At 37.9% G+C, this 22,949-nt stretch carries 12 protein-coding genes and 1 tRNA gene; 2 read left to right on the plus strand and 11 right to left on the minus strand.

All coding sequences use genetic code 11. From position 1 onward, the window contains the following. Positions 1–49: 49 nt before the first annotated feature. The 3 genes from BP621_RS05430 to nikR all read right to left on the minus strand — a co-directional run bounded on the left by BP621_RS05430 (position 50) and on the right by nikR (position 2,086). Entirely contained in the window at positions 50–577 is a 528-nt protein-coding gene (locus BP621_RS05430) for a GNAT family N-acetyltransferase (RefSeq protein WP_349682049.1), read from the minus strand. A gap of 397 nt (positions 578–974) precedes the next feature. After that, positions 975–1,544, minus strand: coding sequence for a GNAT family N-acetyltransferase (locus tag BP621_RS05435; protein WP_292388398.1), 570 nt, complete (start codon positions 1,542–1,544; stop codon positions 975–977). A 116-nt stretch (positions 1,545–1,660) separates the two neighbouring features. Then, positions 1,661–2,086: a nickel-responsive transcriptional regulator NikR gene (gene nikR, locus BP621_RS05440; protein ID WP_292388399.1), complete on the minus strand. Its 426-nt coding sequence runs from the start codon at positions 2,084–2,086 to the stop codon at positions 1,661–1,663. A 617-nt stretch (positions 2,087–2,703) separates the two neighbouring features. On the opposite strand from nikR, the gene BP621_RS05445 reads away from it, so the two are divergent. Together BP621_RS05445 and BP621_RS05450 are read left to right on the plus strand one after the other, a co-directional pair. Continuing rightward, entirely contained in the window at positions 2,704–3,462 is a 759-nt protein-coding gene (locus BP621_RS05445) for a peptidylprolyl isomerase (RefSeq protein ID WP_292388400.1), read from the plus strand. A 152-nt stretch (positions 3,463–3,614) separates the two neighbouring features. Continuing rightward, positions 3,615–3,699: transfer RNA gene (locus BP621_RS05450), tRNA-Ser, on the plus strand. Positions 3,700–4,164: 465 nt separating this feature from the next. Here the strand turns inward: BP621_RS05450 and BP621_RS05455 are convergent. From BP621_RS05455 to BP621_RS05490, 8 genes are all read right to left on the minus strand, one after another. Beyond that, positions 4,165–5,421, minus strand: a complete 1,257-nt coding sequence (locus BP621_RS05455) for an acyltransferase family protein (RefSeq protein WP_292388401.1) — start codon at positions 5,419–5,421, stop codon at positions 4,165–4,167. Between the two features lie 1,411 nt (positions 5,422–6,832). Then, positions 6,833–7,138 (minus strand): MscL family protein, encoded by a 306-nt coding sequence (locus tag BP621_RS05460; protein ID WP_292388402.1) that lies wholly within the window; start codon positions 7,136–7,138, stop codon positions 6,833–6,835. Positions 7,139–8,223: 1,085 nt separating this feature from the next. Beyond that, positions 8,224–9,000, minus strand: a complete 777-nt coding sequence (locus tag BP621_RS05465) for an exodeoxyribonuclease III (RefSeq protein WP_292388403.1) — start codon at positions 8,998–9,000, stop codon at positions 8,224–8,226. A gap of 249 nt (positions 9,001–9,249) precedes the next feature. Beyond that, complete coding sequence (locus BP621_RS05470) at positions 9,250–11,730, minus strand: hypothetical protein (protein WP_292388404.1); 2,481 nt, start codon at positions 11,728–11,730, stop codon at positions 9,250–9,252. A 1,454-nt stretch (positions 11,731–13,184) separates the two neighbouring features. Further along, the gene (locus BP621_RS05475; RefSeq protein WP_292388405.1) at positions 13,185–14,900 is read right to left on the minus strand and encodes a DUF4157 domain-containing protein; all 1,716 of its coding nucleotides are present in this window, start codon (positions 14,898–14,900) and stop codon (positions 13,185–13,187) included. 38 nt (positions 14,901–14,938) lie between these two features. Beyond that, positions 14,939–17,863: a hypothetical protein gene (locus BP621_RS05480; protein ID WP_292388406.1), complete on the minus strand. Its 2,925-nt coding sequence runs from the start codon at positions 17,861–17,863 to the stop codon at positions 14,939–14,941. Between the two features lie 352 nt (positions 17,864–18,215). After that, positions 18,216–20,426 (minus strand): phage tail protein, encoded by a 2,211-nt coding sequence (locus BP621_RS05485; protein ID WP_292388407.1) that lies wholly within the window; start codon positions 20,424–20,426, stop codon positions 18,216–18,218. Continuing rightward, positions 20,404–22,947 carry a baseplate J/gp47 family protein gene (locus BP621_RS05490; RefSeq protein ID WP_292388408.1) on the minus strand — a complete coding sequence of 848 codons (2,544 nt, stop codon included), beginning with the start codon at positions 22,945–22,947 and terminating at the stop codon, positions 20,404–20,406. The genes BP621_RS05485 and BP621_RS05490 overlap by 23 nt, the downstream gene beginning before the upstream one ends. Positions 22,948–22,949: the final 2 nt, after the last annotated feature.

Genomic DNA, 22,949 nt, shown 5'->3' on the forward strand with positions numbered 1-22,949 from the left:
AATATGAAAAAATATATCAAAAGGAAAATAAGTAATACAAGGAAGCGTTTCAAGCAAGTCTCAGTTCCATCTCATAACATCTCTCTTTCTGGCCGCAGATATTTTTTACCTGTTTTATTTTCCGAAAGCCTATTTTTTTGTATAACTGTATCGCAGGAAGATTGTTTACATTGACATATAAGAGAACGGACGATATTCCATTTACCTTCATTTCTTCAATACTGCTCCTTAATAACTTCTCAGCAAAACCTTTGCCTCTAAAACTTCTGATAGTTGCAATTGAGGATACTACTGATTTTTTCTCAAAGCCTTTGAGGGAAAGTGAAGGTTTCAGGTAGTAGACGCAGTAGCCCACGATTTTATTCCTTCTCTCCATAACATAAAAAATATTTTTTGAATTCTTCGAATATCTTATAAGCTTTTCCGGGCATCCGTCTTTAAATCCTTCAGCTTGGATTCTAAGAACTTCAGGAAGCATGGAGTCCTCTATAGAAACAATATCTTCTTTTTCTATCGACTTCCATTTTCTTACCAGCAGATTACCAGTGATATCTCGCAGCAGTTTCTTAAAACTCATTAAGTATCCAACTGATCGGGTGTGAAGTTTTGTAATCCCCATAAAAGTCACTTTTAGACAAGACCATTGGTAATATATCATTTCTTAAAAGTTTATTATTTTAAACAATTAAAAATTTACAATTTTACAATGATAAAAGCTCGCCACAGCCAGGTTATTATATGCGTCTTAGAAAATTCGATCCTTATTTAAACATATCTTTTAACAACATTTCTCAAATATTGCATCGAGGAAAAAAGGTCAGGTAAAATTCCAGATTATTATCGTATAAAAAGAGCGTTTGAATAAAATCGCATTTACTGTATAAAAAATCTGTATTTAAGGGGGTTGTATCAAAAAGTTCGAGAGGAATTTGTAAGATTTATAGAGCTTAAGGAATTATAGAAAGACCTGAAAATTAAAGAATTCTTAATTCCATTTCATAGCACGTCTCTTTCGGGCCACATATATCTTTTATTTCTTTAATTTTCCTGAAGCCCATTTTTTCATACAACCTTATGGCAGGAAGGTTTTCCGTATTTACATATAAGATAATCGAAGATATTCCATTTAATCTCATTTCTTTGATGCTTTCTTTTAATAATTTCTCTCCATAGTGCTTTCTTCTAAAATTCATATCTATTGAAATTGAATAAATTACAGATTTTTTCTTAAAACCATTTAAAGACAGAATAGGCTTCAAATAATATATGCAGTAACCCACAACCTGATCATAGCTTTTTATTACATAAAAAATCTTTTTCATTCTTTTTGAATATCGTTTAACACCATTCCGGCTTTTAGTTCCAAAGCCTTCAGACTGAATTCGAATAATTTCAGGAAGCATGGAGTCCTCTATGGATACAACGTTTTCTTTCTCTACCTGTCTCCATTTTATTGTGTACAGAGTAGTAATAGTATCCTGTATCCATCTCTCGAAACTCGTTACATATATATTTAATGTAACTTGAATTTTTGTTAGACCCATACAGATCACTTTTATGCGAGTTTAAGCGAGTATAACAATTAGCGAATTAACCTCTATATAATTCTTTAAATTCCGTGCTTCCAAGATTAGAAGGCTTTTAAGTCTCCTTTTTATGTTCACTTTTCAATCTTCTCTTCTGGAATAGTTGTTAACCTGGAGTGCTTAACTCCCTTTAAACTTAGAATTTTTTCAGTCAGCTCTGTTATTTTCTCCCCCTCTCCCTGCAGAATTATTACTTCAAAACACGAATTCGGCTCAATGTGGAAGTGCACTGAAGAATTTATCAGATCCATGTTTTCATGCTGAATACTTGCCAGGGTGCTCGATATTCCTTTTTTTGAGCAATCATATACAATAGAAATCGTCGCAGCTCTTTTACCCTTGATCTGCTGCATCCATTCATAGTGCTGGTTATATGTCCTTATGGCATCCCTTATTCCCTCAGACCGAGAGGAATACCCTCTCTTCAGAAGAGTTTTATCAAACTTGTCCAGAAGGTCCCCGGGTAGGGAAACCCCTATTCTCATAAGCTTCTTTTCCATATACCCCTCCCGAAAACGAACATTTTATGTTACGAACATTTTCTGTTAATTACTCTATTCCACACATCTTGGTGGACCAAATTCAATAGGATACTGAATGGAAAAACTAATAATAGACCCCAAATTCCAAACTGTGGTTTCCAAAATTATATTCTAATATTTTATTGTAATTTCGTGGCATAAATAGTAATCGAAAGACATATGAAATATGAGAAAGTGCATTAGACTTAGAAATCCATCAGACTCAAAGTGCCAGGATAGAAATTTTCCTGCCGGAACCTTTGTTTTTGTCCGGGAGATTTACAGAAAAAGGGCATTTCTGCAAAAGCTGGTAATCACCATAAATAGAAAGTAAAATAGTTTTACCTGCTTATTTTCAAGTCAGTTGTTTGCTCAAAGTAAATTTCAAGGTCGAATGGTACTGATTCTGGTGAATTTTTTGTAAAATCACAATTTTTTATAAGTATCCGTCAGATCGGCAGTAACCCTGCGGATTCCCAAAAAGCTTATTAAAGGCAGAGTTCTATAGCGTGAAACACATTTACGCTGAATTTAGCTGACAATGAATAGTTTTCTTGCTTATCAATTCAGTTAATTTAATAAAAGAGTTGAAAATTATGGCAATCCAGAAAGGCGATTTCATAAAGTTGAACTACACAGGTAAGTTCGAAGATGGCAAGATTTTCGACACAACAGACGAAGAACTTGCAAAAAAAGAGGAGATCTTTAATCCGAGTGGGCTTTACGGCGGAGACGTTGTTATTGTCGGGGCAGGTCATACTATTGAAGGCCTTGATGAAGATCTCGAAGGGAAGGAAGTTGGGTACAGCGGAAGCGTTGTAATCTCTCCGGAAAAGGCTTTTGGCTTGAGCAACCCCAAACTTGTGGAAACTATTTCCATCACGAAACTTAAAGACCGGAATGTTCATCCTGGCCTTCCTGTTGAGGTAGATGGCAGAAGAGGAGTTGTCAGCAGGGTTATAGGCCGCAGGGTCACTGTGGACTTTAACAGTCCCCTTGCAGGCAAGACCGTTACCTATGAGTACACTATTGAAAAGGTTCTTGAGACTGAAGTTGAAAAAATTCAGGGTCTGCTTGCCCTCTATACCGGTCTAAGGGACCTGGAAATCGAGACTGCTGATGGCGTTGCAAAGATTTATATCCCCACAGGCCTGACCTTTAACCAGCGCTGGCTCATGGCAAAGAACAGAGTTGCATCCGAACTTTTCAAGTATGCTGACTTTAAGGAAGTTCAGTTCATTGAAAAGGTTACAGCCGAATCCGAAACTCAGATTCCAGCCGAGCCCGAAGTTAAGGCCGAAGCTGAATCCGAGTCCAAACCCGAAACTGAGGAATCCTCAGAGCCGGAAGTCTGATTTCAGCTATCAATTATTCAGAGAAGCGAAGAGCTCTTTCTCTTCGCAAATTTTATATATCATAATCGGGTTTGTTGTATACGCTTTCCGGAATCTCATGGTGATCTGCACCTTTCACTTTGCGAAAGCTGTAAGAATAATTATTTCAACCTGCTGAGGTAGCCCAGCGGACTACGGCGCCGGTCTTGAAAACCGGTAGCGCTTCGCGCTACGGGAGTTCGAATCTCCCCCTCAGCGCTTTTTCTCGAGCCTTTTTCAAGAATTATTCTTATCTCTATTATTTATTCTGATTTTTAATCTATGCGATATGCAAAAGCTATGCTGCTATTTTTTCTTCTGTGACGTGAGTGCTCTTTATGGATGCGTTCACGTCATACTAATTACATGCCGTGAGTCGTAAGCTCGTTCATGATAATAACTGCAGAACAGAAAAACACGGAATAAAGAGAATTTTGAAATAATCTTCTTTGCTTAGTCTGCTTGAGTTATCAAAAATAAGTGAAGTTACCCTTGGTTTTCAGACGGAACCTGGGTAAATAAACCCTCTTGACTCAGCTCAGTACCTTCATTACAATTCAGCCCTCTTGAGCGAAGCGAAAAGGGCTCCGTCCTCCCGAGACTCGGGTGACGGGACTCGGCATTAGAGATTTCAGTCCTAGGTTTTAAAACTCGATTTTTTACAGGAGTTTTTTTACCAGACACTCACTTACCGGAGCTATTTGAAGAGCCTATAAAGTGACAATCTTTGCGAGGGGTTTTCTTATGTAAAATGTGCTTTTTCAAATTTAATTCGAGAATCTGTAGGTGATACGAGATGACGACCAGGATAGGTAGCGCTATGAAGATGAGGATGATATCATGCAGGATTGGACTACTTATAAAGTGTGTCCCTGAGTTCCAGAGCGCCAGAAATGGCCTGTGGAACAAATAGATACAATATGAAGCTGTAGCGACATATGTAAACATAGAGCTCAAGGAGCTTGAAAATTCATTATTGATAAATTTCATTGCAAACCTGTATTCTAGAACACAGAATATTATTACAAATAAGTTAAGAAGCACAGAATCAATAATAAATTTTAAGACAAGGTAACTCAGGCCCAGTGAACCTGCTATACTTTCTAGCATTGATACCACTGTAGAAGATCCTATAGTGCCGCTGCCCGCAGATTCAATAGTAAATGAAGCCTTTTGGTCCAGGAGAAGGGTTGTTCTTGAGCCTAAAACGATAACTAGTACAAGCATAATAGGAAGGGCAGCCAGCAGTATCTGGACAAAAGGATTTTTCTTGTTAATTATCATTGACTTCTCAAATATGCTTTCTTTACAGGTAATAATCCCAAAAATGAATATTGGGAAAAACATAAAAAAACGGGACTCAATAATGTTAAAAGTTCTTGAGATTAACAAGCATCCGAGAAATATGAGAGAAGAAGAAAGTAAGATCTGTTTTGAGCTTTTTGAAAGCATAATGATAAGCGGATAAATTGTATAGAAGACAATAATTAAACCTATAAAATATAATGTCAGCATTGGGGATACATATGCAGGGGCAAGGAAGATTTGTAGCCCGAGTATATGCATGATTATATTATGAAAACTAAACACATGTTCGGCATTGGGGAATTCAAAACCTGAGTTTAGCTTTGGAGCAAATATAAAGAACACGAGTGTAAAAGCGGCGATAGCAGCCCAATAAAGGGGAAAGATCCTCAGGAGCCGTTTCCTGTAGAAAGACAATACGCTCTGGAATGAGTTTATTGAGTGGTTATTATAATATAACAAATATCCGCTCATAAATATAAAAAGTCCCAGTCCCATGTTTGCGACAAAAGGATCAACGGCATAAAGGGCTAACTTGATGTACGGAAAAGATAAAAAGTTACTTAAGTGAGCCGGAATGATCATTGCTATTGCTAAAGCTCTCAGGAAATCAAATGCAATTATTTTGTTTTTCATAGTCTCAAACCTTATATATGAAATCTTAAGTTTATGTGAATCGGTCTCTGTAGCATCTGTTTACTGACGAGTCAACTCATAAAAATAATTGTTATTTCATAATTCTGGTTGTACTAGAAAAGTATCATTTTCATTTATATATATAAACTCTATGATCTTTTTTATCTACTTTTCTATATAATAATTATTCCGATGCTAATTTTTATGTTTATTGCTACAGGTAAAATTTGGGTCCTGCAGATAAATTAGATCCATCTTATAAATATAAAGTGCTGTAGGCGCGTTAAATATAGAAAGTTTATTGATGAGCTCATCCCAAAACCAGTATTCCTCAAAATCGATAAGAGTTTCATAACTATTTCCCCTGATAGAAAACTTATTGATTATTCCTGATTCGAAATTTGGAGAAACAGTCTGAGTTATGGGATAGGCTCGATTTTAATGAATCTCTTAAGATCTGGATCTATGAATGCAGCTTATAGAAAATAAAAGACGATAATAAAAATAGGATTTCGGCAAAAAAGACAGGAAGAAACTTCCAGCTGGTCTGTTCTCATTAAGTATTGTTCTATAATTAGGTTAAATACAAAAGCAAAAACAACAACATCGAAATATTCTTATCTGCGGGCATCTGCTTGAAGAAAGCTGAAGGTTGTGACCGAGCATTCAAAAATATATTTAGAAAGCTCTTGGTAAAACCTGAAATCACTAATAGTAATCTGGCCAGCTCTGGATGAAACTCAAAATAAGTAAATCTTTTAAAGTTTTCTGATACCTTTAGACCAAAAATAAAAAGTAATTTTGGTGCTGATACAGCCATTTTTTCATTTTCGAAAAAGTTCTCTTTTTTCTAAGCTCTATTTTTTCTAAGAAGCTGCCTTAAAATTAAACTTGATCTCATAATTAGGATAAGACTTAAGCATTGAACTGAAAAACAATAGCATCAAATCGCTAATATCTAATGTAAATTCAAACCATGATGCTTAATATGCTTGATTTTATACATCAAGTACGTAACTAATATGGAAAAACTTAAGGCCGATATACCTGAATTTCAGAAAAATTTACGATCTGATTTAAAGTTAACATTGTCCACGATCCAATTGTATGAATGATTTGAGTTTTAAGACAGCCTCTAAGGAATATAAAGAAAATTTTGCAGAAAAGAAGCAAATTAATTCCTTCTTTTTCAATTTTAAAACTTTATATCCTTTTTTGCCACCTTTTTACCCTAAAATTGAATTGTAGGACAGTCTGTAAGAGTGAGTATTTGTGACCCTCTGCGCTCCTGATGTAATAAACCACTGAAAATGTGAAAAGTAAGAGATTAAGAAAATGAGAATATTTTTCCGTTTTTTCACGGTTATAAAGCCCAGATTCGTTTTTTTCCTTATTCTAAATAGTTTTTCAGTTACTTTTTGTTCACTTTTTCCTCTTTTAATACCTTTTTTGCAATCATGAAGACCACGAATGCAATAATAATGAAATTTATCAATTCTCCCAGAAAAGCCCCCCAGCTCAGTACTATTGGCCCGATTTCAAGGGTTGCAGTTTTCCAGGCTCCACCAGGAACGAAAGGTGTGATAATTGGCATTACAATGTTGTCCACAAGAGATTTTATAAGAGCCGTGGATGCGATACCCATAATAAAGGCAATTGCAAGCGGGATTACCTTATATTCATAAAGAAAATCTTTAAACTCACTCAGAAGCCCCATTTTATCCTCCTTACAAACAGCGAAGTGACATACCAATCAAAAAATAATTACAATGTATTCACTGGTTAATCCATATATTCATTGCATACTTTATTAATAAATCGTCCCGGAATGGATTTTATATTAGAGTTACGACTGAATATCAGTTATTAGGAATTATTTGATTGCAAGTGACTGATGAAAACTCGGGTTTTTTTCGGGGTTTTGAAAGCTGGTAAAAATCGTCAGTACCTGCGGGCTAAAACAAGTATATCCCTAAAACAAGCATAAAGTGGGGGCCTAACAGAATTAAAATCTAAAATTATATGAGAATTAAAAGAGTTAATAAGGAATCTATTTAGGGAATGCTTGTTCGAATCTTTGAGATTAGGTATAAGGCATATAGTAAGATATAATAAGATATAATAAGATATATAATAAATATCTAAGAAAATTGTAAATTTATTCAATGCCTCTTAAGATGAGTTATCTGAAAATCAGTTAAGAAGTAGATGGTAGGGTTACCGAGTCCCTATTCTCAGATCCCTACCTGCGATCCAACCCAAAGATTAAGAGGAAACCCTATTACTCCTAATCTATACCCCTATAGTGGTGTGAGGATATATATCATAACCGATACGAAAGATTGTTTATGAATTTAAATTATAATATAATCAAATAATTATATTATATTGAAAAATTTAATTGCATTAAAAATAGCAGGCTTATAAAAGAGACAGATTATATTAAAAAATTATAATGGCCTTAAAATTCTTTACGTTAAACTATTATTTGTTTGAAAACAATTTTTGATATAAATAATTTAAAATAATTTAAATTATTAGTATATTCTGGAGTTGGGAAGTCGGAGTAGAGGGGTAAATTGGAATCTACTACGTAAAGATTGCCCGGAAGCCACTGATCCTTCTTCGAGACAGTATGCTTGGGGGAGCATAACTTTCGAAGAGACTGTATTGGGGGATGCAGTAAATAGATCCAGTGCCTCTGGGCTCTTTCCTATGCATTTTCTTTTTTCTTTTTAATGGTGTTTTTAATGGTGTTTTAACATTGTTTTTTTGTTTTGATACTGTTGTGAATATTCTTTCTTAAAATTCGAGTTCAAGCCCGACAGGACAGTGATCCGAGCCCATGATTTCACTGTAAATCGGGGCAGATTTTACATTGTCCCGCAGTTTTTCACTTACGAAAAAGTAGTCCAGCCGCCACCCTACATTTCTTTTACGTGCGCCTGTTCTCATTGACCACCAGGAATAATTTCCGCCTTCTGGATTGAACATGCGAAAGGTGTCAAGATAGCCGGCAGCAAGGAATTTATCCATCCATGTCCTTTCTTCAGGGAGAAAACCGGATATCATCTCGTTTTGCTTTGGACGGGCAAGGTCGATCTCTTTATGAGCTGTATTTACGTCCCCGCAGATGACAAGCTTTTTGCCTTCTGCTTTGAGGGCGTTTGCATAGTTTAAAAAAGCCTCGTAAAAGTCCATTTTGTATTCCAGGCGCTCTAGAGAGGCTTTGCCGTTAGGAAAATAGACATTCATTAAGGTAAAGTCCTCGTAATCGGCCCGCAGAAAACGGCCTTCCCTGTCAAATTTTTCGATTCCCATGCCTGTTTCGAGATTAAGAGGCTTTTTCTTTGAGAAGATTCCGACCCCACTGTAGCCGTTTTTTTCTGCTGAGACAAAATAATTATAATAGCCCGGAATATTCTTTGCTTCTCTCGGGAGTCTATCAGGAGAGACTTTAGTTTCTTGAATGCAGACAATATCAAATTTCTGTTTCAGCAAGAGCTCAAGAAAATCTTTTTTTATTGCGGCTCGGAGGCCGTTTACATTCCAGGAGACGAGATTATAGTGGCCGGACATTTTTCTACTCCTAGTTGGGTTCCAGAATTCGATTTATGTTATAAGGAAGCTCAGAGCTGCAGGAAGTTAAATTGAAATATTTGAGATCGATTAGCCGATAGTGAACCGATAGTGAAATGAATTAAACTGAAAAGAATTCAAAGTTCTAGTTAATAAATGCTCCTTGTTTAGCCAGCAAATCCTCCTTAAGTTACCCAAACGCGAACAAAATGAAAAAATAAAATAACTTTTGCCTTTTAGTCATATCCATCAATTAGGAAAAAAGGTCATCGAGCCACCTTGCCACCAGTACTTAATGGTTGCTCGAGTCCGAGTAGCTGCCTCCGACATGGCCTTTATACATGAATCGCACGGATCATACTGCCCACGGATCTCGAGAGAATCTCCAGGGTGTAGGTCAATCCGTCGAATAGCCCACCTTTCCGTGTGGGTTGCAAGTCTATTCCTTGGAAAGCCAAGGGCACGCTCCTCTGCCGGCAGATCAGCCACGTGACCACTCTCGAGCTTCTCGTAACGTACCACCCTGCCACCTCGACGAAGGACTGCCGTGGCACTGTGGGGCGGCCGGTAGTCCTTGCCGAGAATTTTCTTAAGAGCGGCCTCATTAGATGGGAATTTCTGACGGATGATTGCTGCAGCGGTTTCATCTGCATCGTCCGCAAAACGCTGGAAAAGCTCGAAGTCCGACATATTCTTGTACCGTAACCGCAATGCCTCCACCGCTTCCGGATCTGTGCGTGCTGCCTGTCTGAGACTAGTGAGATCAATATCATCATAAGCAGCGGCAGCTTTTCCACCCTCTGCTAGTGCTTTCCCCTCTCCAGTAACTTCTGTACCGGAAGCAAGTACCTTTGTTTTTCCTGTAGCCGTGATAGCCTCTTTTGCAAATGGGCCTTCAGGTAGCTTTCCGAAGATGACACGTCCATTTGGCCAGCCAATAGGCTCACCAGTAGTGCTATAGAATGGCCCTCCAAGTATTTGATCCGGCGTAATCGGAGCCGAACCACTGGGTGAGAGATCGATAATTTTCTTGTAGCCAAGAGGTGCTGGCATTTTGAGCACTTTTTCAAAGTCTGGATTAGCGCCCCGCATACCTTTAAACACTTCACCTTTACCCTGAACGATAATACGCCCACCAGGCTTGAGAGCCTTACCAAGTTTTTCAATATTAGGCACATATCTCCGTGGGTTGTTGATCATAATTGAGTCGTATTCTCCATTCATTTCCGGCGGCAAAGGCTTCTCAGCATCGAGTTCCATGACGTTAGATCGTGACGGATTTTTATCCGATTGAGTAACATTGACCAATTCCTCGTTAGGAGGTAGACCGAGGTCTGTCTGTTTCAATCCCGCCCCAACTTCGAGTACCTTTGCTGGATCACCAGTTTTGTTAACTGGCACTTGCACGCCAGGTTTTTCAGCCACTAGTGAGAATCCTTCATTGAATTCAGCGTCAGTAAAATCAAATTTAGGTGTCGGCGATTGTTCAGCCTCATTTTGCCCTTGTTCTCTAAGGCGGGCTTGTCTACGCTCTATATCACGACTCTTCCGTTTGGCTTTCTCAGAACGTTCATCTATTCGGCTTTCTCTCTCTATAGCTCCTTCCTCTATAGCTTGCTGACTCAACTGCTTTTTTTCTTTGAGGTATTCTGCCTCCCTTTTAGACTTGGCGGATTTTGAACGGTTTGATTTCTTCTTTGGCGGTGGTATTTCAGTTTTGATCGGTTCTGGCAGCTTAGATTTTACGGTGTGTGACTCGTTTCCTTTAGATGAAGCTGCCTTTGGCGGTGCAGCTTCATGTGAGACCTTGAATGGCTCAGGTTCCTTTGTAAAGGCGGGAGTTTTTACTGGATTTGATACACTTGGAGATGCAGGTTGAGTACCAGGATCCAATTCAAGTGCAGACTCTGTACCTCTAGTTATTTTCGGACCTGGATGAGTTGCTGCAGATGTAGCCATTCCAGAGACAACGCTTGTTATTGCTGCTTTCTTTATATCTTCAAGCGAACCCCCGGTCACTGCGGCACTTGCTGCACCACTCCCTACTTCACCTAATGTCTCTATAACATATTTTGATATCGTTGATCTACCAGTAGATATGTGACTGGCTGCACTGCCAATGGCACCACCTGCCATTCCAGAAAATGCACCTTTTCCAGTATCTTCAAGAATCTCACTAGCGGATTTTCCCTCTAATGTAGATCCAAGTGCACCGCCAGTTGCTCCACTCGCTCCTCCGGCTAAGCCACCTCTGATTAGTTTTCCACCAAGGCTAACACCTTTTGTTCCAAGCCCTAAAGCTTTACCTGCCCCAAAACCAACAACGGAGCTAGCAGCATCAACTGTACCGCTTTTAGCTCCTGCCTTCATTTCCTTCCATACTTCTGTACCACTGATCGGTCCACCAGTTAGGGCCTGTCCAGCTGCAGATGAACCACCTCGCAGGGCAGCGCCAGTTATGCCCCCGCCAGTAGTCACTATAGCACCTGAACCTAGAACCGCTCCAGCAGTTATAGTTCCTCCGCCAGCGAGAGCACCAGCAACAGCGGGTGCAGCGACAACAGCGGCAGTTCCAATAGCGATTGAAAATGAGACATCTCTTGTATATTCAAGAGTTGTTATCGCTTTCTGAGCTCCTCCGGAGGTCTTGTCAACATAGGTATTCCATTCCCTCTGAGCCTCACGGAACGTGTCCTGAGCAAGTTTTAACTGCCTACCAGCCAATTTCAAATTTCCAAATTGCAACGCTTTACGCCCATTTATTATGGGACTTATGGGCCATGACCAAATTCCGATATGAGGCGGTACAGTGTCACCCAAAATATCACTAACTATTCCAGCCCACCCATGTATTTTATCGAGAAACTCCTGATGTTGTTGTTTATTGAAAATTACTTCTTCTTCGAGTAGCTTAAAATCCAGCTCTAGTTTTTTATTGACTCTGGCTCTCTCAAGACTGAATTCTGCTTCAGTGAGCCTGAAAGTCTTCCCTTCAACTGTGTACTGGTACATCACGGCAATGTCAGGAGCGGTACTTCCAGCAGTTGTCTCATTGGTACGAGATTGATTTCTTCTTAATGAATTATTTTGCTTTAGTTGAATAACAGAATCAGTTACCCTCATTACCTGCTCCACTGCCCGATCAGCTTCCTGCTCGTAGAGATCATTAGGCTGTCCGATCCTAAGTTTAGCCTGTAAGGCTCCCGATTTGATCAGCTTCTGGACTGCCCGATTACCCGCAGTTCTCTGAAGCTGTAATATTATATCAGCAGCAGACCCAGAAGAATGGAAGCCCATATTCTGCTTGCAAGAATTAGAGCATCTCTGCTTTGCTTCCGATGTTTTGGCAGTTTTAACAGCTCTTTCAGCCATTTAGTCATCTCCATATGATAATTTATCCTGATATGATGAAAACAGAAATCCACTTGATAAGCTTTTAGAATTCTTTTGATTCAAAATTAGTAGAGTTAACTGCGGAAATTATAGAGCAAAAACTGATTTTCAAATTGTTAGAACAAATTAATGTAATTTTTTTATTTCTCATGTCAAAAATAACCTAATTAGTTACTTGATTTATCTAACAAGCAGAAAAAGTAGATTTTACTGTTATAGCTATCAATCCGTTCCTCTAACTCAGATTAAGGATCTTCTCATTATTGGGTTCTGATACATCATGCCGAGCTCGCTTTTAACGAATTTTTAACGAGCCTTTCTGCAACCTGCCTTTTACGATTATCAAGTTCTTCTGTTGTAAGAAGCCCTTTTTGGATGAGAAGTTCGATAAGGGCATAAAGAAAGGAAGTTTATTCCAGAGTCTTTGAGGTATTTGCGTTGATGTGGGTGTGGGTATAGAGAAAAATTGAGGAGAAGACTCTGGTTTTTTGGATTGATGGATTTGCTGGTGCTCGGGCATGATCGAATTTCCCATGGAGATTTAGGACTTACGCGGTTTAACTGAAAAACAACAGCTCTAAACCTTCAACTGTCTAAATTATCAATTTAACAGCAAGGTCTATTAATCATGATTTTGATCCTCAAGTGCGTAAGTCCTATGATATTAAGATATATGTTTACCTGCCGAAAGAAAGACATAAATTAAGAATACTGGTTTATTTACTTTACTCTATAATAATTATTTCTCACAGAATTACTACTAAATTCTCTCATAATCACATGAATTTTTATTATCTTAACCATTCATCATTTCTTTTTGCCCATTGTTTACAATTGTTGCATGGTGATTTTCTCTTCCAGCCGTCATAATAATAGCCTCCTGCTATAAAGTTTAGATTTTCGATATCATGATGACCTTTTTTAATACTATTATAGGCAGCAGCAGGTTCTGCACAATTCCAAACCTCCCATTCTTCTCGTTTCGCTATTTTTTTTAGGGTTATTGCTAACTCTCTAGCATTTTCATCATCTGAGGTGGGTGTTACTACCCCATTTTCTCTCTTAAACAATCCCCCAATTTCAGAACTATACCCTTCAGCTATACGATTATTTCCGCCATCTAGTGCAATACTTATCATCCTGGAATTCTTTGCTTCTGGGTGTATTTTCATATGGCGTTCAGCGTCTTTTAACACATGATTATTTAACTCCCTGTCATGCTGACCCTGAGCTTTAGAAACTTCATCTGAATATTTAACTAGTTTCTCTCCCCACAGTTCTTTTCTTCTACTTATTTCTTCATTCTTCTTATCTTCTTGATATTTATCTAGGCGTTTTTCTTCGTTTTTTATTATAATATGTGCTGCATTAACAAAGTGTTGTTGAAGTGTTGGAAAAAATATATACTGCTTCTTTCGATCGCACATCAGTTCTAGTTTTCGATGTAACTGTATAGGGTTTATATTAAATGCTTGGGCTACACTCCATATTGTAGCCATGTTGTTCTTGAGAATTGGAACTTTACTGATTAAAGCTACTTGCCCATGATCGTCACTATAAGCGAGTTTATATTGTCTCAGTTTGTTATTATAATTAGATTGATATTTTATCCCAGTCCCATTATTGATAATGTTTGAGGGTATTGGATGGTTTGATGCTATTAACCCTCCCATTAAATCCGCGTCATGTTCCAATTCCTTGTCATCATTCACCGCCACATCCTTCAACTGCATCGTAGGCTTTACCCTTTCCTGCTTTTGCTGCACCACATGCCACGCCTCATGCGGCAAATGCCTTTCCTGCCCCGGCGCTACATGAATATTTGTTCCTTGAGTATACGCCAAAGCCCCTACTTCAGCAGGTTTTGATGAATTATAATGCACCCTCACATCGCTCATATCAATTCCAGACAAACTCTCCACGCTAGCCTTGAGGTTATCAGGCATTCCTGTGTTATTTTCACTCTTTTTCTGAAGCGGTTCTTCTTCTGGAATCTCCTGACATTGGATAGCTCCTATCATTTTTCTTTGAAGAGGTTCCTCTTCTTCTGGAATCTCCTGTCTCTGAATGATGGATTTCATTTGAAGTTTTTCTTCATCTTCAGGTTCCAGCCTTTGAATAGTTTCAAACTTACCTTGTAGGGTTTCTTCCTCTTCCTGAATTTCCTGTCTCTGTTTGCATGAAGGACATGTCTCCTCTTCAGATTCTTTTCCAAACATGCCTTGTAAAGGCTCTTTTTCCTCTTCAGATACTATCTGCCTCTGGATTGGTACCTGTTGAACCTTTGAAGTGTTTCTAATCTCTGAAAGCAACCTTCCAACTGCCCTGTTTCCAATCGTACGTTGGAGCTGTAAAATATCAGCCGGTGTCAGAGATTTAGGATTGATTCTGGCACGCTGGATAATAGAAGCTGGATGTGATACAGGATTTTGGACTGTGAAAGTTGCTTGCTTTTGAAAAGTAGAGTCCGGTTTTCTGGACTGCTGAATTTGCTGGTGTTCAGACATAATCAAACTCCTTCTGAAGGTTCAACAGTTGAGTAAAATCAGGCGATCAGATGTATTTTGAGTTCCCTGGCAGATGAACAGACTTCTTCCTGGCTGGCGGCAATTTTAGCAGCTTCTCTTGATTCAAGCGTATCTGACAGCTTTTCTACAGATAAAATATAATTATCTAGTGTTTCTTTAATAGCAAGCTCTTTTATTTCTTTTGCAAAAGCTTCAAATGATTCAAGGTTTTCTTCTATGAATTTTATGAATTCCTCTTCCTCTTCATACACCTTTTTGTCCACAGCTTTTCCGAAATCCTCCGAAATTGCTTTAGCAGTCTTGTTTTCAAACAGATCGGCGATTTCTACAAAGTTAACCGCGGTGCACTTCAGGGCCCTGTACATAGCACTGGAAGGGTCAAGTTTCTGGGCGAAGAAACAGAGTTCTTCCTGCTTGGCAGCAATTTCGAGAGCTTTCCCTGATTTAACCGTATCTGCCAGCTCGTTTACAACTGTAATGTAATTGGTTAGTTCTTCTTCAATAGCAAGGCCTTCGATTTCTTCCGGCAGGGATTTCAGTAAATGGATGTTTTCTTCCATGAATTTTATAAAGTCATTTTCATTATCATACAGCCTGTTGTTTACAGCCTTTTCGAACTCTAATGAAATTGTATCAGCAATGTCGCTTTCGAGTTTGCTGGAAACTTCTCTATAGATGCCCACAGCACATTTCAGTGCCCTGTACATGGGATTCTTAATGGGGTCATCACTGACAGCAAGGTTCTTGGCATAAGAACAGACTTCCTGCTGCCTGCCAGCAATTTCGAGAGCCTCTTTTGATGCGATTGCTTCAGCCAAGGTATCTACAGAAGAAATATAATTATTAAGACTTTCTTCACTGGCAGTAAGTTTTATTTCCTCTGGAAGGGCTTTAAGCGATTCGAGATTTTCTTCCATGAATTTCAGGAATTTATCTTCATCCTCATACAACCTGCCATCGATCGCTTTTTCAAAATTGAAGGAAATTTTGCTGGCAATCTCACTTTTGAACAAGTCAGAGACTTTTTTAAAGCTGACTGCCGTACAATTCAGTGCCTTATACATTGGATTATTAACAGTAAGCTTCAGTTCAAGAGCATAAAAACAGACTTCATCCTGCTGGGTAGCAATTTTAAGGGCAATACCTTCGCCAATCTTATTTTTAAGAATTTCTAAAGAGTTTTCGAAGTCTTTGAGGCATCCTTCCTCAGCCTGCTCGCTGATTTCTTCTGCACATACCTTAATCAAGCTCTGCATACTGTCCATGAAATTGATGAAATCGCTTTCCTTCTCATACAACTTCTTTCCAATTGCTTTTTTAAAGTTCAACGAAACCTCAAAGGCTCTCTCATTTTTAAAATCCTCAGCTACTTTCTTAAAACTGGTAACAGAACATTTTAGAGCCCTCTCTCTCAGATACATAGAAAGAATACTAAGCTGTTCCTGAAGTTCTGCTGATAGTTTACTATAGTCCACAAAATTGTCTTCCAGCGTATGTACATGATCTTCGCGGGCATACTTGGTTGAAGTACCCACAAGGTTCTCGGTGCCGATACTCTTTATCTCAGTTTTAGCAGGTTGAATTTCTGACCCCAGTGTACAGCCAATTTTTATGGATTTATTATTCTCATCAGGAGTTATTATTATATTTGTGCCTTCAATAAGGTCTATATTTCCCCCGGGATTACTAACCCCGTCCACACTTACAAGTGCACCTGCCTGAGCGGCGTTAACATTATGTGGATTGTCTGTTCTTTCAGAATGTGTCTCCCCTATGAGAATTCGATTGTAGGTATCTTCAGGGGTAATTTCAATAGAACCTTTATTAACAAGTTCTATATTTCCACCCGGATTGAACACGCTGTTTATACTTTTCAGCGCCTCTACTTGGGCAGCGGTGACATTGTGTGGATTATCCATTCTCCTGGAATGTGTCTCTCCTATAGTGATACATTTGTTCGTATTGTCAGCATTAATAGAAATCGAATTATCTTGAATAAGTTTTATCTTCCCTTCAGCCCCTTCAGCATTATCTACCCCCCCAATACTGGCCAGTGCCTTTACCTGGGCAGCGGTGACATTGTGTGGATTATCCATTTTCTCGGAATGTGTCTCTCCTATAGTGATACGTTTGTTCATATTGTCAACATCAATAGAAATCAAATTATTTGGAATAAGTTCTATGTTTCCACCTGGATTCTTTACATTATTTATACTAACCAGAGCATTTATTTGAGAAGCAGTTACTCTATGAGGATTATTAGAGTCTAGGCTATGACATTTAAAAATCTGATATAGCTCTTCGTTCCTGAAGATGGCAGAGATGTGGTTTTTTGTATTTTCCTTATCATAAAAAAAGGTTCCATCATTCTTACTTTTGATAGATGCAAGAAAAACTTTACCTATTTCTTCCTCGCACATTGGACAAGACCAATTATCCTGTTCAAGTGTATTCAGCCAGTTTTTTACAGCTTCATCGATTTTATCTGGCTCTAACGGAAAATCTGTCCGACAATGGATACCCGTGGAACTAGGAGCTTTGTACGAAAAAACAACCGCAAAATCTTCAATGACCCTTCCAGGACAGCATTTCTCTTCACAGCTTGAAGAGTTTGAAGCTACAGCTAAATAGCTTCCATAAGAAGTCTTATATTTAAGATAAAGATAAAAATCACTGTGCACAGAATTTGAAGAAACTGGATTCCCTGATTCATCTACAATTTCTTTATCCAGCGTATTGGAAGGAACAATTATTTCATGACCGCAGCAGTCAAGAGCCATTCCTCCATCCACAAAGTTTATTTTGAGTGGCTCGTTTTCTTTTTTTGTTACCTTCAGGTCCTGAAAACCACATACTATTCCAGTACCATGAAGTAATCTGTTAATAAGATAGCGCTTACTGTCAAAATACTGCTGCTCGGTTTCAAAATCCCTGACTGTCATCAACTTTCCATAAAAATATTTATTTTTTTCAAATTTAGTAAAATTGCAATTGTTCATATTTTGGTCATTTTCTGGCATATTTTTCACATCCTCTAATTTTTAAAGCAATTTATTCCCTTTAATCGGTGCCTACTAACAAAAAATTTTAACAGTGATATTGACCACTTTATTGGGAGAATCGAAAAATCAATAGCTTTGGCTAGATTTGGAAGTTGATTATATTCTCCTAGAATCAAAAGTAACATATTTACGAGGAGATCTCCTAAATAAAATCCATAAAATGTACTAATTGAAAAAAATTGAATAATTAATATTTATATAAAATTTTAAGCTGTTTTACCTAAATAACACTTCAAGAAAGCAGAATATCTACTCCTACTCTGGAATGCCTTTCAATCTGTCCGGCCTTCTCTGTATCATAGAGAACAGTGTCCCTACCTATCATAGATGTCTTTCCCACAACAAATTTAGGCTCAGTAACCACAGTATTGACTTCGAGATACGTATGCATATCCAAATAAAACCATGGTTCGAGAACCTTTAGCTCATAGCTTGTGTGAGCAGGCTTCTGTTCCTCAATTATTCTCCTGACACGACTTTGAGCAGTTGTATCAAGGTCAGGATCTGCCAGCAGCACGTAGAAACAAAACCTTTCAGTTCCATAAAGCCTGTCGATTAAAAGTTCTTCCATAACTTCACCTGCTGCAGCTTTATTTTCTGGGCAGTCTTTCACCTTGAGATCGCTAGGTGGGAAAAATATTCTTTCTTGAAAAGGCAAAGAGATTGTTTTTTCTTTATTACAAGGTTGAGAAATAGTGCCTGTACATTCTTTAAACGCCTGAAACCTCTCAACTACAAAAGGCTTTTTGCCGGTGAAAAGTTCGATGCTCTCCTCAAGCCCTTCTCTCGTACCTCTTTTTTTATACAACGAAATTGCATTCCGGATAAAAATTCTCTTTTTGTCTTCTGGCCAATCCTCATCCATGGACACTGCAAGCCAAGAACCTAGCCAGGATAAAAACTTGGAGGGTGTTCCATTGGTATCAAAATAATGGCTTATGTGGTCAATAGTAAAATCAATCTCATAGAATATGCTTTCAAATATAGCAAGAAAACGCTCAAGCAATCCCTTGCTTACAGAATCTTCTTGATAAATCCCAGGAAGATACTCAATGTACGAAACTCTTGGAAAAAATATAGTAATTGAGCTTACAACTGGCGAAAGTACTTCATTGCCTGAGAGAATAAGCTTAAACCAGAGATATCGCCCCTTGGCATCATCTATAAAAAGAGCATCTCTTTTGTTATTGCCCTGAATTGCCGAGGCTTTTGAAACGCAGTTCTGCCATTTAATAGATTCTGAATCCTTAGGCCCCTCCTCCTTTGTATTTGACACAAAATACTGAAAGTCAACTTGAGTACCTTTCTCGAAGTCCCCTTCCAGCAATAGCCTATGCCAGTGAGTGTCGGAGACCTGGCTGTCAATAGGCTTTGAGATGTAAATTCCTTCGAAATAACCTTTTTTGTTCTGAAGGTTTGATTCTTTACAATTCAGAAGTGTCAATTTATCTTTATTGTTAATAACGTAAAGATTTCCTTTAAAATCACTGATTAATTTTCGACTTGATCCTATAGGAGTCTCATTTGTAAGTTTGTAAGTTGTCAGTGAGTCCCAGGCATCTTCATTATTTGAAAGTTTGCTAATTGGCAATTGGTCACCGGTTTTAGATCCACCTATGAAGATCTGATTCCATATGTCAACTGCAATTCCTGAAAATGAAAAATCACTAATTTTTGGTCCAATTATTTCAATAGATTTTTCTTCTTTTGTCAAAAGAATTTTTAAAACATACCCTTTTATTTTACTTAAAGTACTCTTATTACCCTCGACACTTACAACTGGAATATAAAGACTGCCATCGACACCTATAGCAAGACTCTGTGGAAAGTCCTCGTTCTCCAGCTTAAAAGTTAAGTCAATTAGACGAAAAGACGGATAACAAGCATCAACAATATTTAAGTAAAGTAATCTTTTCTCGCTTCCTTCAAGAATGTAAATATTTCCCCGATTATCACATTCAATAGCATAGATTTGATTTAAAGGGCTTCCATCGGGTCCGGTTGTAAGAATCCAGCGAATTTGGAGATCTTTTTTTGTAAGGGCAATAAGGCGAACACCCATTTTTATGGTTTGATAATTTGAATCATTAGAAACGTAGTCTGCGATATATATTGTATCCCTATCTACTCCAATTGCGGAAATAACATTCAATGTTAATGAAAGGATTCTCTGAAGGTTCCCAATTTTTACTAAGGTTTTTTCATTAGGATGAAATATGTACAAGTTCTGTTCAAAGTCTACAAGATAAAGTGTATTGCATCTGTCTAGAGCCACATCAACTACAGTTACATCCTTGAAAATGTCATCTTGATTGTAAACATAATTGTGGTCTATCCTTAGATCCCCTAATTCCAGACTAAGGTTATCGCCAATATTTTTAAAATCTTCAAAGAGCGTTTGAGTATTAATCCGTTTGTAATTACTTTCCTGAATAGCTGTCACCTCTCTTAAAGCACTGATTCGCTTCCCTAAAAATCTCTACATTGTGTATGCCTGAATAAATGCTTGCTATCCTGGACTTCAATATCAGATTTCCATTGGCATCCGAAGATTCATTTTGATCTCCGGAGATTGACAACCTTAAAACGCAATTCACACACTCAATGTTTTCTATTATATTATAAAGGTCTGAAAGGTAAACGTCTCTACCAATAGGCCATCCATTTTCATTCATTCCTCCTGTAATTGGGTGAATAAATTGTCCCAGTTTCTCAATTACTTTCTTCCGGATGAGGCTATCATCTCGGTATGAATCCACAGGGACAACCGTGGCATTGACAATAACCTTTACATAAATAGGTGAAATTACATGGATATCAGTTCCAAGAACACGGTGTTTATCAAGCTGAGCACATACTGCTTTTTTAAAGTCTTCCGAAGGTTCGGGAGGAATTTTCAAAACTTCAAGAGGAGTATATGGAATAATAACTACTGTTACAGACCCTCTGCTCTCTTCAGAGTCTTCAGAATCAGTTTTTGGATCATAATTTGGGATCGCTTTTGCTCTGGCTATTCTCAGTCCAGGTGTGCTCATGGCTAGTTGTTCAAAATCCTGTAGTGTAACAGCTGTATAGGGAGTCTTTAGATCTCTACAGAAGTCTTCGATTGTCTCTTCAATAGTCTGTGCCTCTTTACCTCCTGTTGAGGCAAAGTAATTTGTAATAGAACCACTAAAACCATCTATTTCCCAGCTGCGTTCTGGCATTAAATTTCCTTCTTCACCTCCTCCTGTCATATATTCCAGTACTCTTATTATAGAACCCTGAGATGGAACAAACCCCATCATTCCATCCCCAAATTTTATTTTCCCTTTTTCCTTATTCAGGATATAGTGCTTATCTGAACGCTTTGATCCTTCAAAATCATCAACTTCAATCCATTTATCTTTCTCAACTATTAATTTAAATGTCACTTCTGGAGTTAGAGAAATTTTCTCTAGCTCAAAAAGCTGATCTGGCAAACCTTTACTTATCCACTCTTCATATCCAATTATCGAAAGTTTCTTTATTTTAATAGTGGAGTCTTTAGGTGGAATTATTCCATTCTTCCCATTCCCAAACTTTATTTTCCTATTTTCTCTGTCCAAGATAAAATGCCTATCAGAAGGTCCTGATCCATCAAAAGAATCAACTTCAATCCATTCATCTTTATCAACTTTTAACTTAAATGTCGCTCCTGAATTTGGAGGAATTCCCTTCAGCTCAAAAAGTTGATCTGGTAAACCTTTACTGATAAATTCTTCACAGTTGGCTATAGAGTATTCCATTATTGTAATATTAGAGTCCCTAGGTGGGATTATGCCTTTTTTTCCATTTCCAAACTTTATTTCTCCTTTCTGCTTATCCAGGACAAAATGCTTATCAGAAGGACCTGATTGTTCAAAGTTATGAACTTCAACCCATCTTTCTTCTTCGATTGATAATTTTAATGTATTATCCACAACTGGAGTTTCCCTTAGCTCAATAACCTGACCTGGCAATCCGTTGCTAATAAGCTCTAAATTGTCATCGTTGACCATCAGCCCGTGGACTGCTGAAACAGTATTAAGTCTCAAATTTTCAATTCTTGGAGGATATTCATAGAACGCATCTTCCACCATGCAGCGAAGCCAAAAATAGGTTTTTTTTGAATCAGATACATCATATCCCAGATCTGGGATTATCTGGGAAGCTGTCCAGCCGTTAAGATTTTTAAAAACAATTTTTCCACTTTTTCTGAAACCTTGAGTCTCATCCTCTAGGAGGACAGGATTCCATTCGCCTTTATTCTCCTTCTTGACCCATATTTCCCATTTTAGTCCTATATTCTCAACTTTATAATCCAGCTCAATATCATACTTTTTGATTTCTATCAGGTCTTTTTCGTAAAGATAACACATTAAATCTAAGTTATTGGGAACTTTATTCTCAAGGAAAATAAAACCAAGGTACATGGCACAGCCCTTCTGGATTTCATTTCCAAAAGGAGCAAAGAAAAGGTCTCCTTTTTCATCTAAATTCGAATAACTTCTGTCAAAAACACCTAATGTTAGTTCATTAACCACTATTTTTTCAAGTATTTTAAGTGTATTTTCCTTGTCTATTTTGAGCTGTGGTAATATAGTTATATCTTCCTCAAGCTGAAAATAAATTTTCTTGTCGTTAATTTTTGTCCATACCTTTCTCCCTTTACTAAAGGTCTTCTCTTCATCAGAAGTAAAAGTTAAATCCACTCTTGATTGCTTCGAAAGCTGAGGTTTAACTCCAAGAAGTTGAAGGTATTTAAGGCGGTGATTTTCGGTTACAAGGTTTGTACGATATAATGCAATCTCTGAAAGCCATGCAAAAAGGTCTATAAGGGTTATTCCAAGATCACTCAGGTTATGGTCCGTCCATTCAGAAGAATATCCTGGGATAAGTTTTCTTGCTTCTTCTACCAACTGGGAAAATCTTTTATCATCAAGATCAGGTATAGGTAGGGACATAT

Source organism: Methanosarcina sp. UBA5 (assembly GCF_002505485.1).
In the GTDB taxonomy this organism is placed as follows: Archaea; Halobacteriota; Methanosarcinia; order Methanosarcinales; family Methanosarcinaceae; genus Methanosarcina.

Excerpts from the sequence above, each read along its gene's own strand:
- BP621_RS05430 (WP_349682049.1), bottom strand. The coding sequence starts at position 577 with ATGAGTTTTAAGAAACTGCTGCGAGATATCACTGGTAATCTGCTGGTA.
- BP621_RS05435 (WP_292388398.1), bottom strand. The coding sequence starts at position 1,544 with ATGGGTCTAACAAAAATTCAAGTTACATTAAATATATATGTAACGAGT.
- nikR (WP_292388399.1), bottom strand. The coding sequence starts at position 2,086 with ATGGAAAAGAAGCTTATGAGAATAGGGGTTTCCCTACCCGGGGACCTT.
- BP621_RS05445 (WP_292388400.1), top strand. The coding sequence starts at position 2,704 with ATGGCAATCCAGAAAGGCGATTTCATAAAGTTGAACTACACAGGTAAG.
- BP621_RS05455 (WP_292388401.1), bottom strand. The coding sequence starts at position 5,421 with ATGAAAAACAAAATAATTGCATTTGATTTCCTGAGAGCTTTAGCAATA.
- BP621_RS05460 (WP_292388402.1), bottom strand. The coding sequence starts at position 7,138 with ATGGGGCTTCTGAGTGAGTTTAAAGATTTTCTTTATGAATATAAGGTA.
- BP621_RS05465 (WP_292388403.1), bottom strand. The coding sequence starts at position 9,000 with ATGTCCGGCCACTATAATCTCGTCTCCTGGAATGTAAACGGCCTCCGA.
- BP621_RS05475 (WP_292388405.1), bottom strand. The coding sequence starts at position 14,900 with ATGTCTGAACACCAGCAAATTCAGCAGTCCAGAAAACCGGACTCTACT.
- BP621_RS05480 (WP_292388406.1), bottom strand. The coding sequence starts at position 17,863 with ATGACAGTCAGGGATTTTGAAACCGAGCAGCAGTATTTTGACAGTAAG.
- BP621_RS05490 (WP_292388408.1), bottom strand. The coding sequence starts at position 22,947 with ATGTCCCTACCTATACCTGATCTTGATGATAAAAGATTTTCCCAGTTG.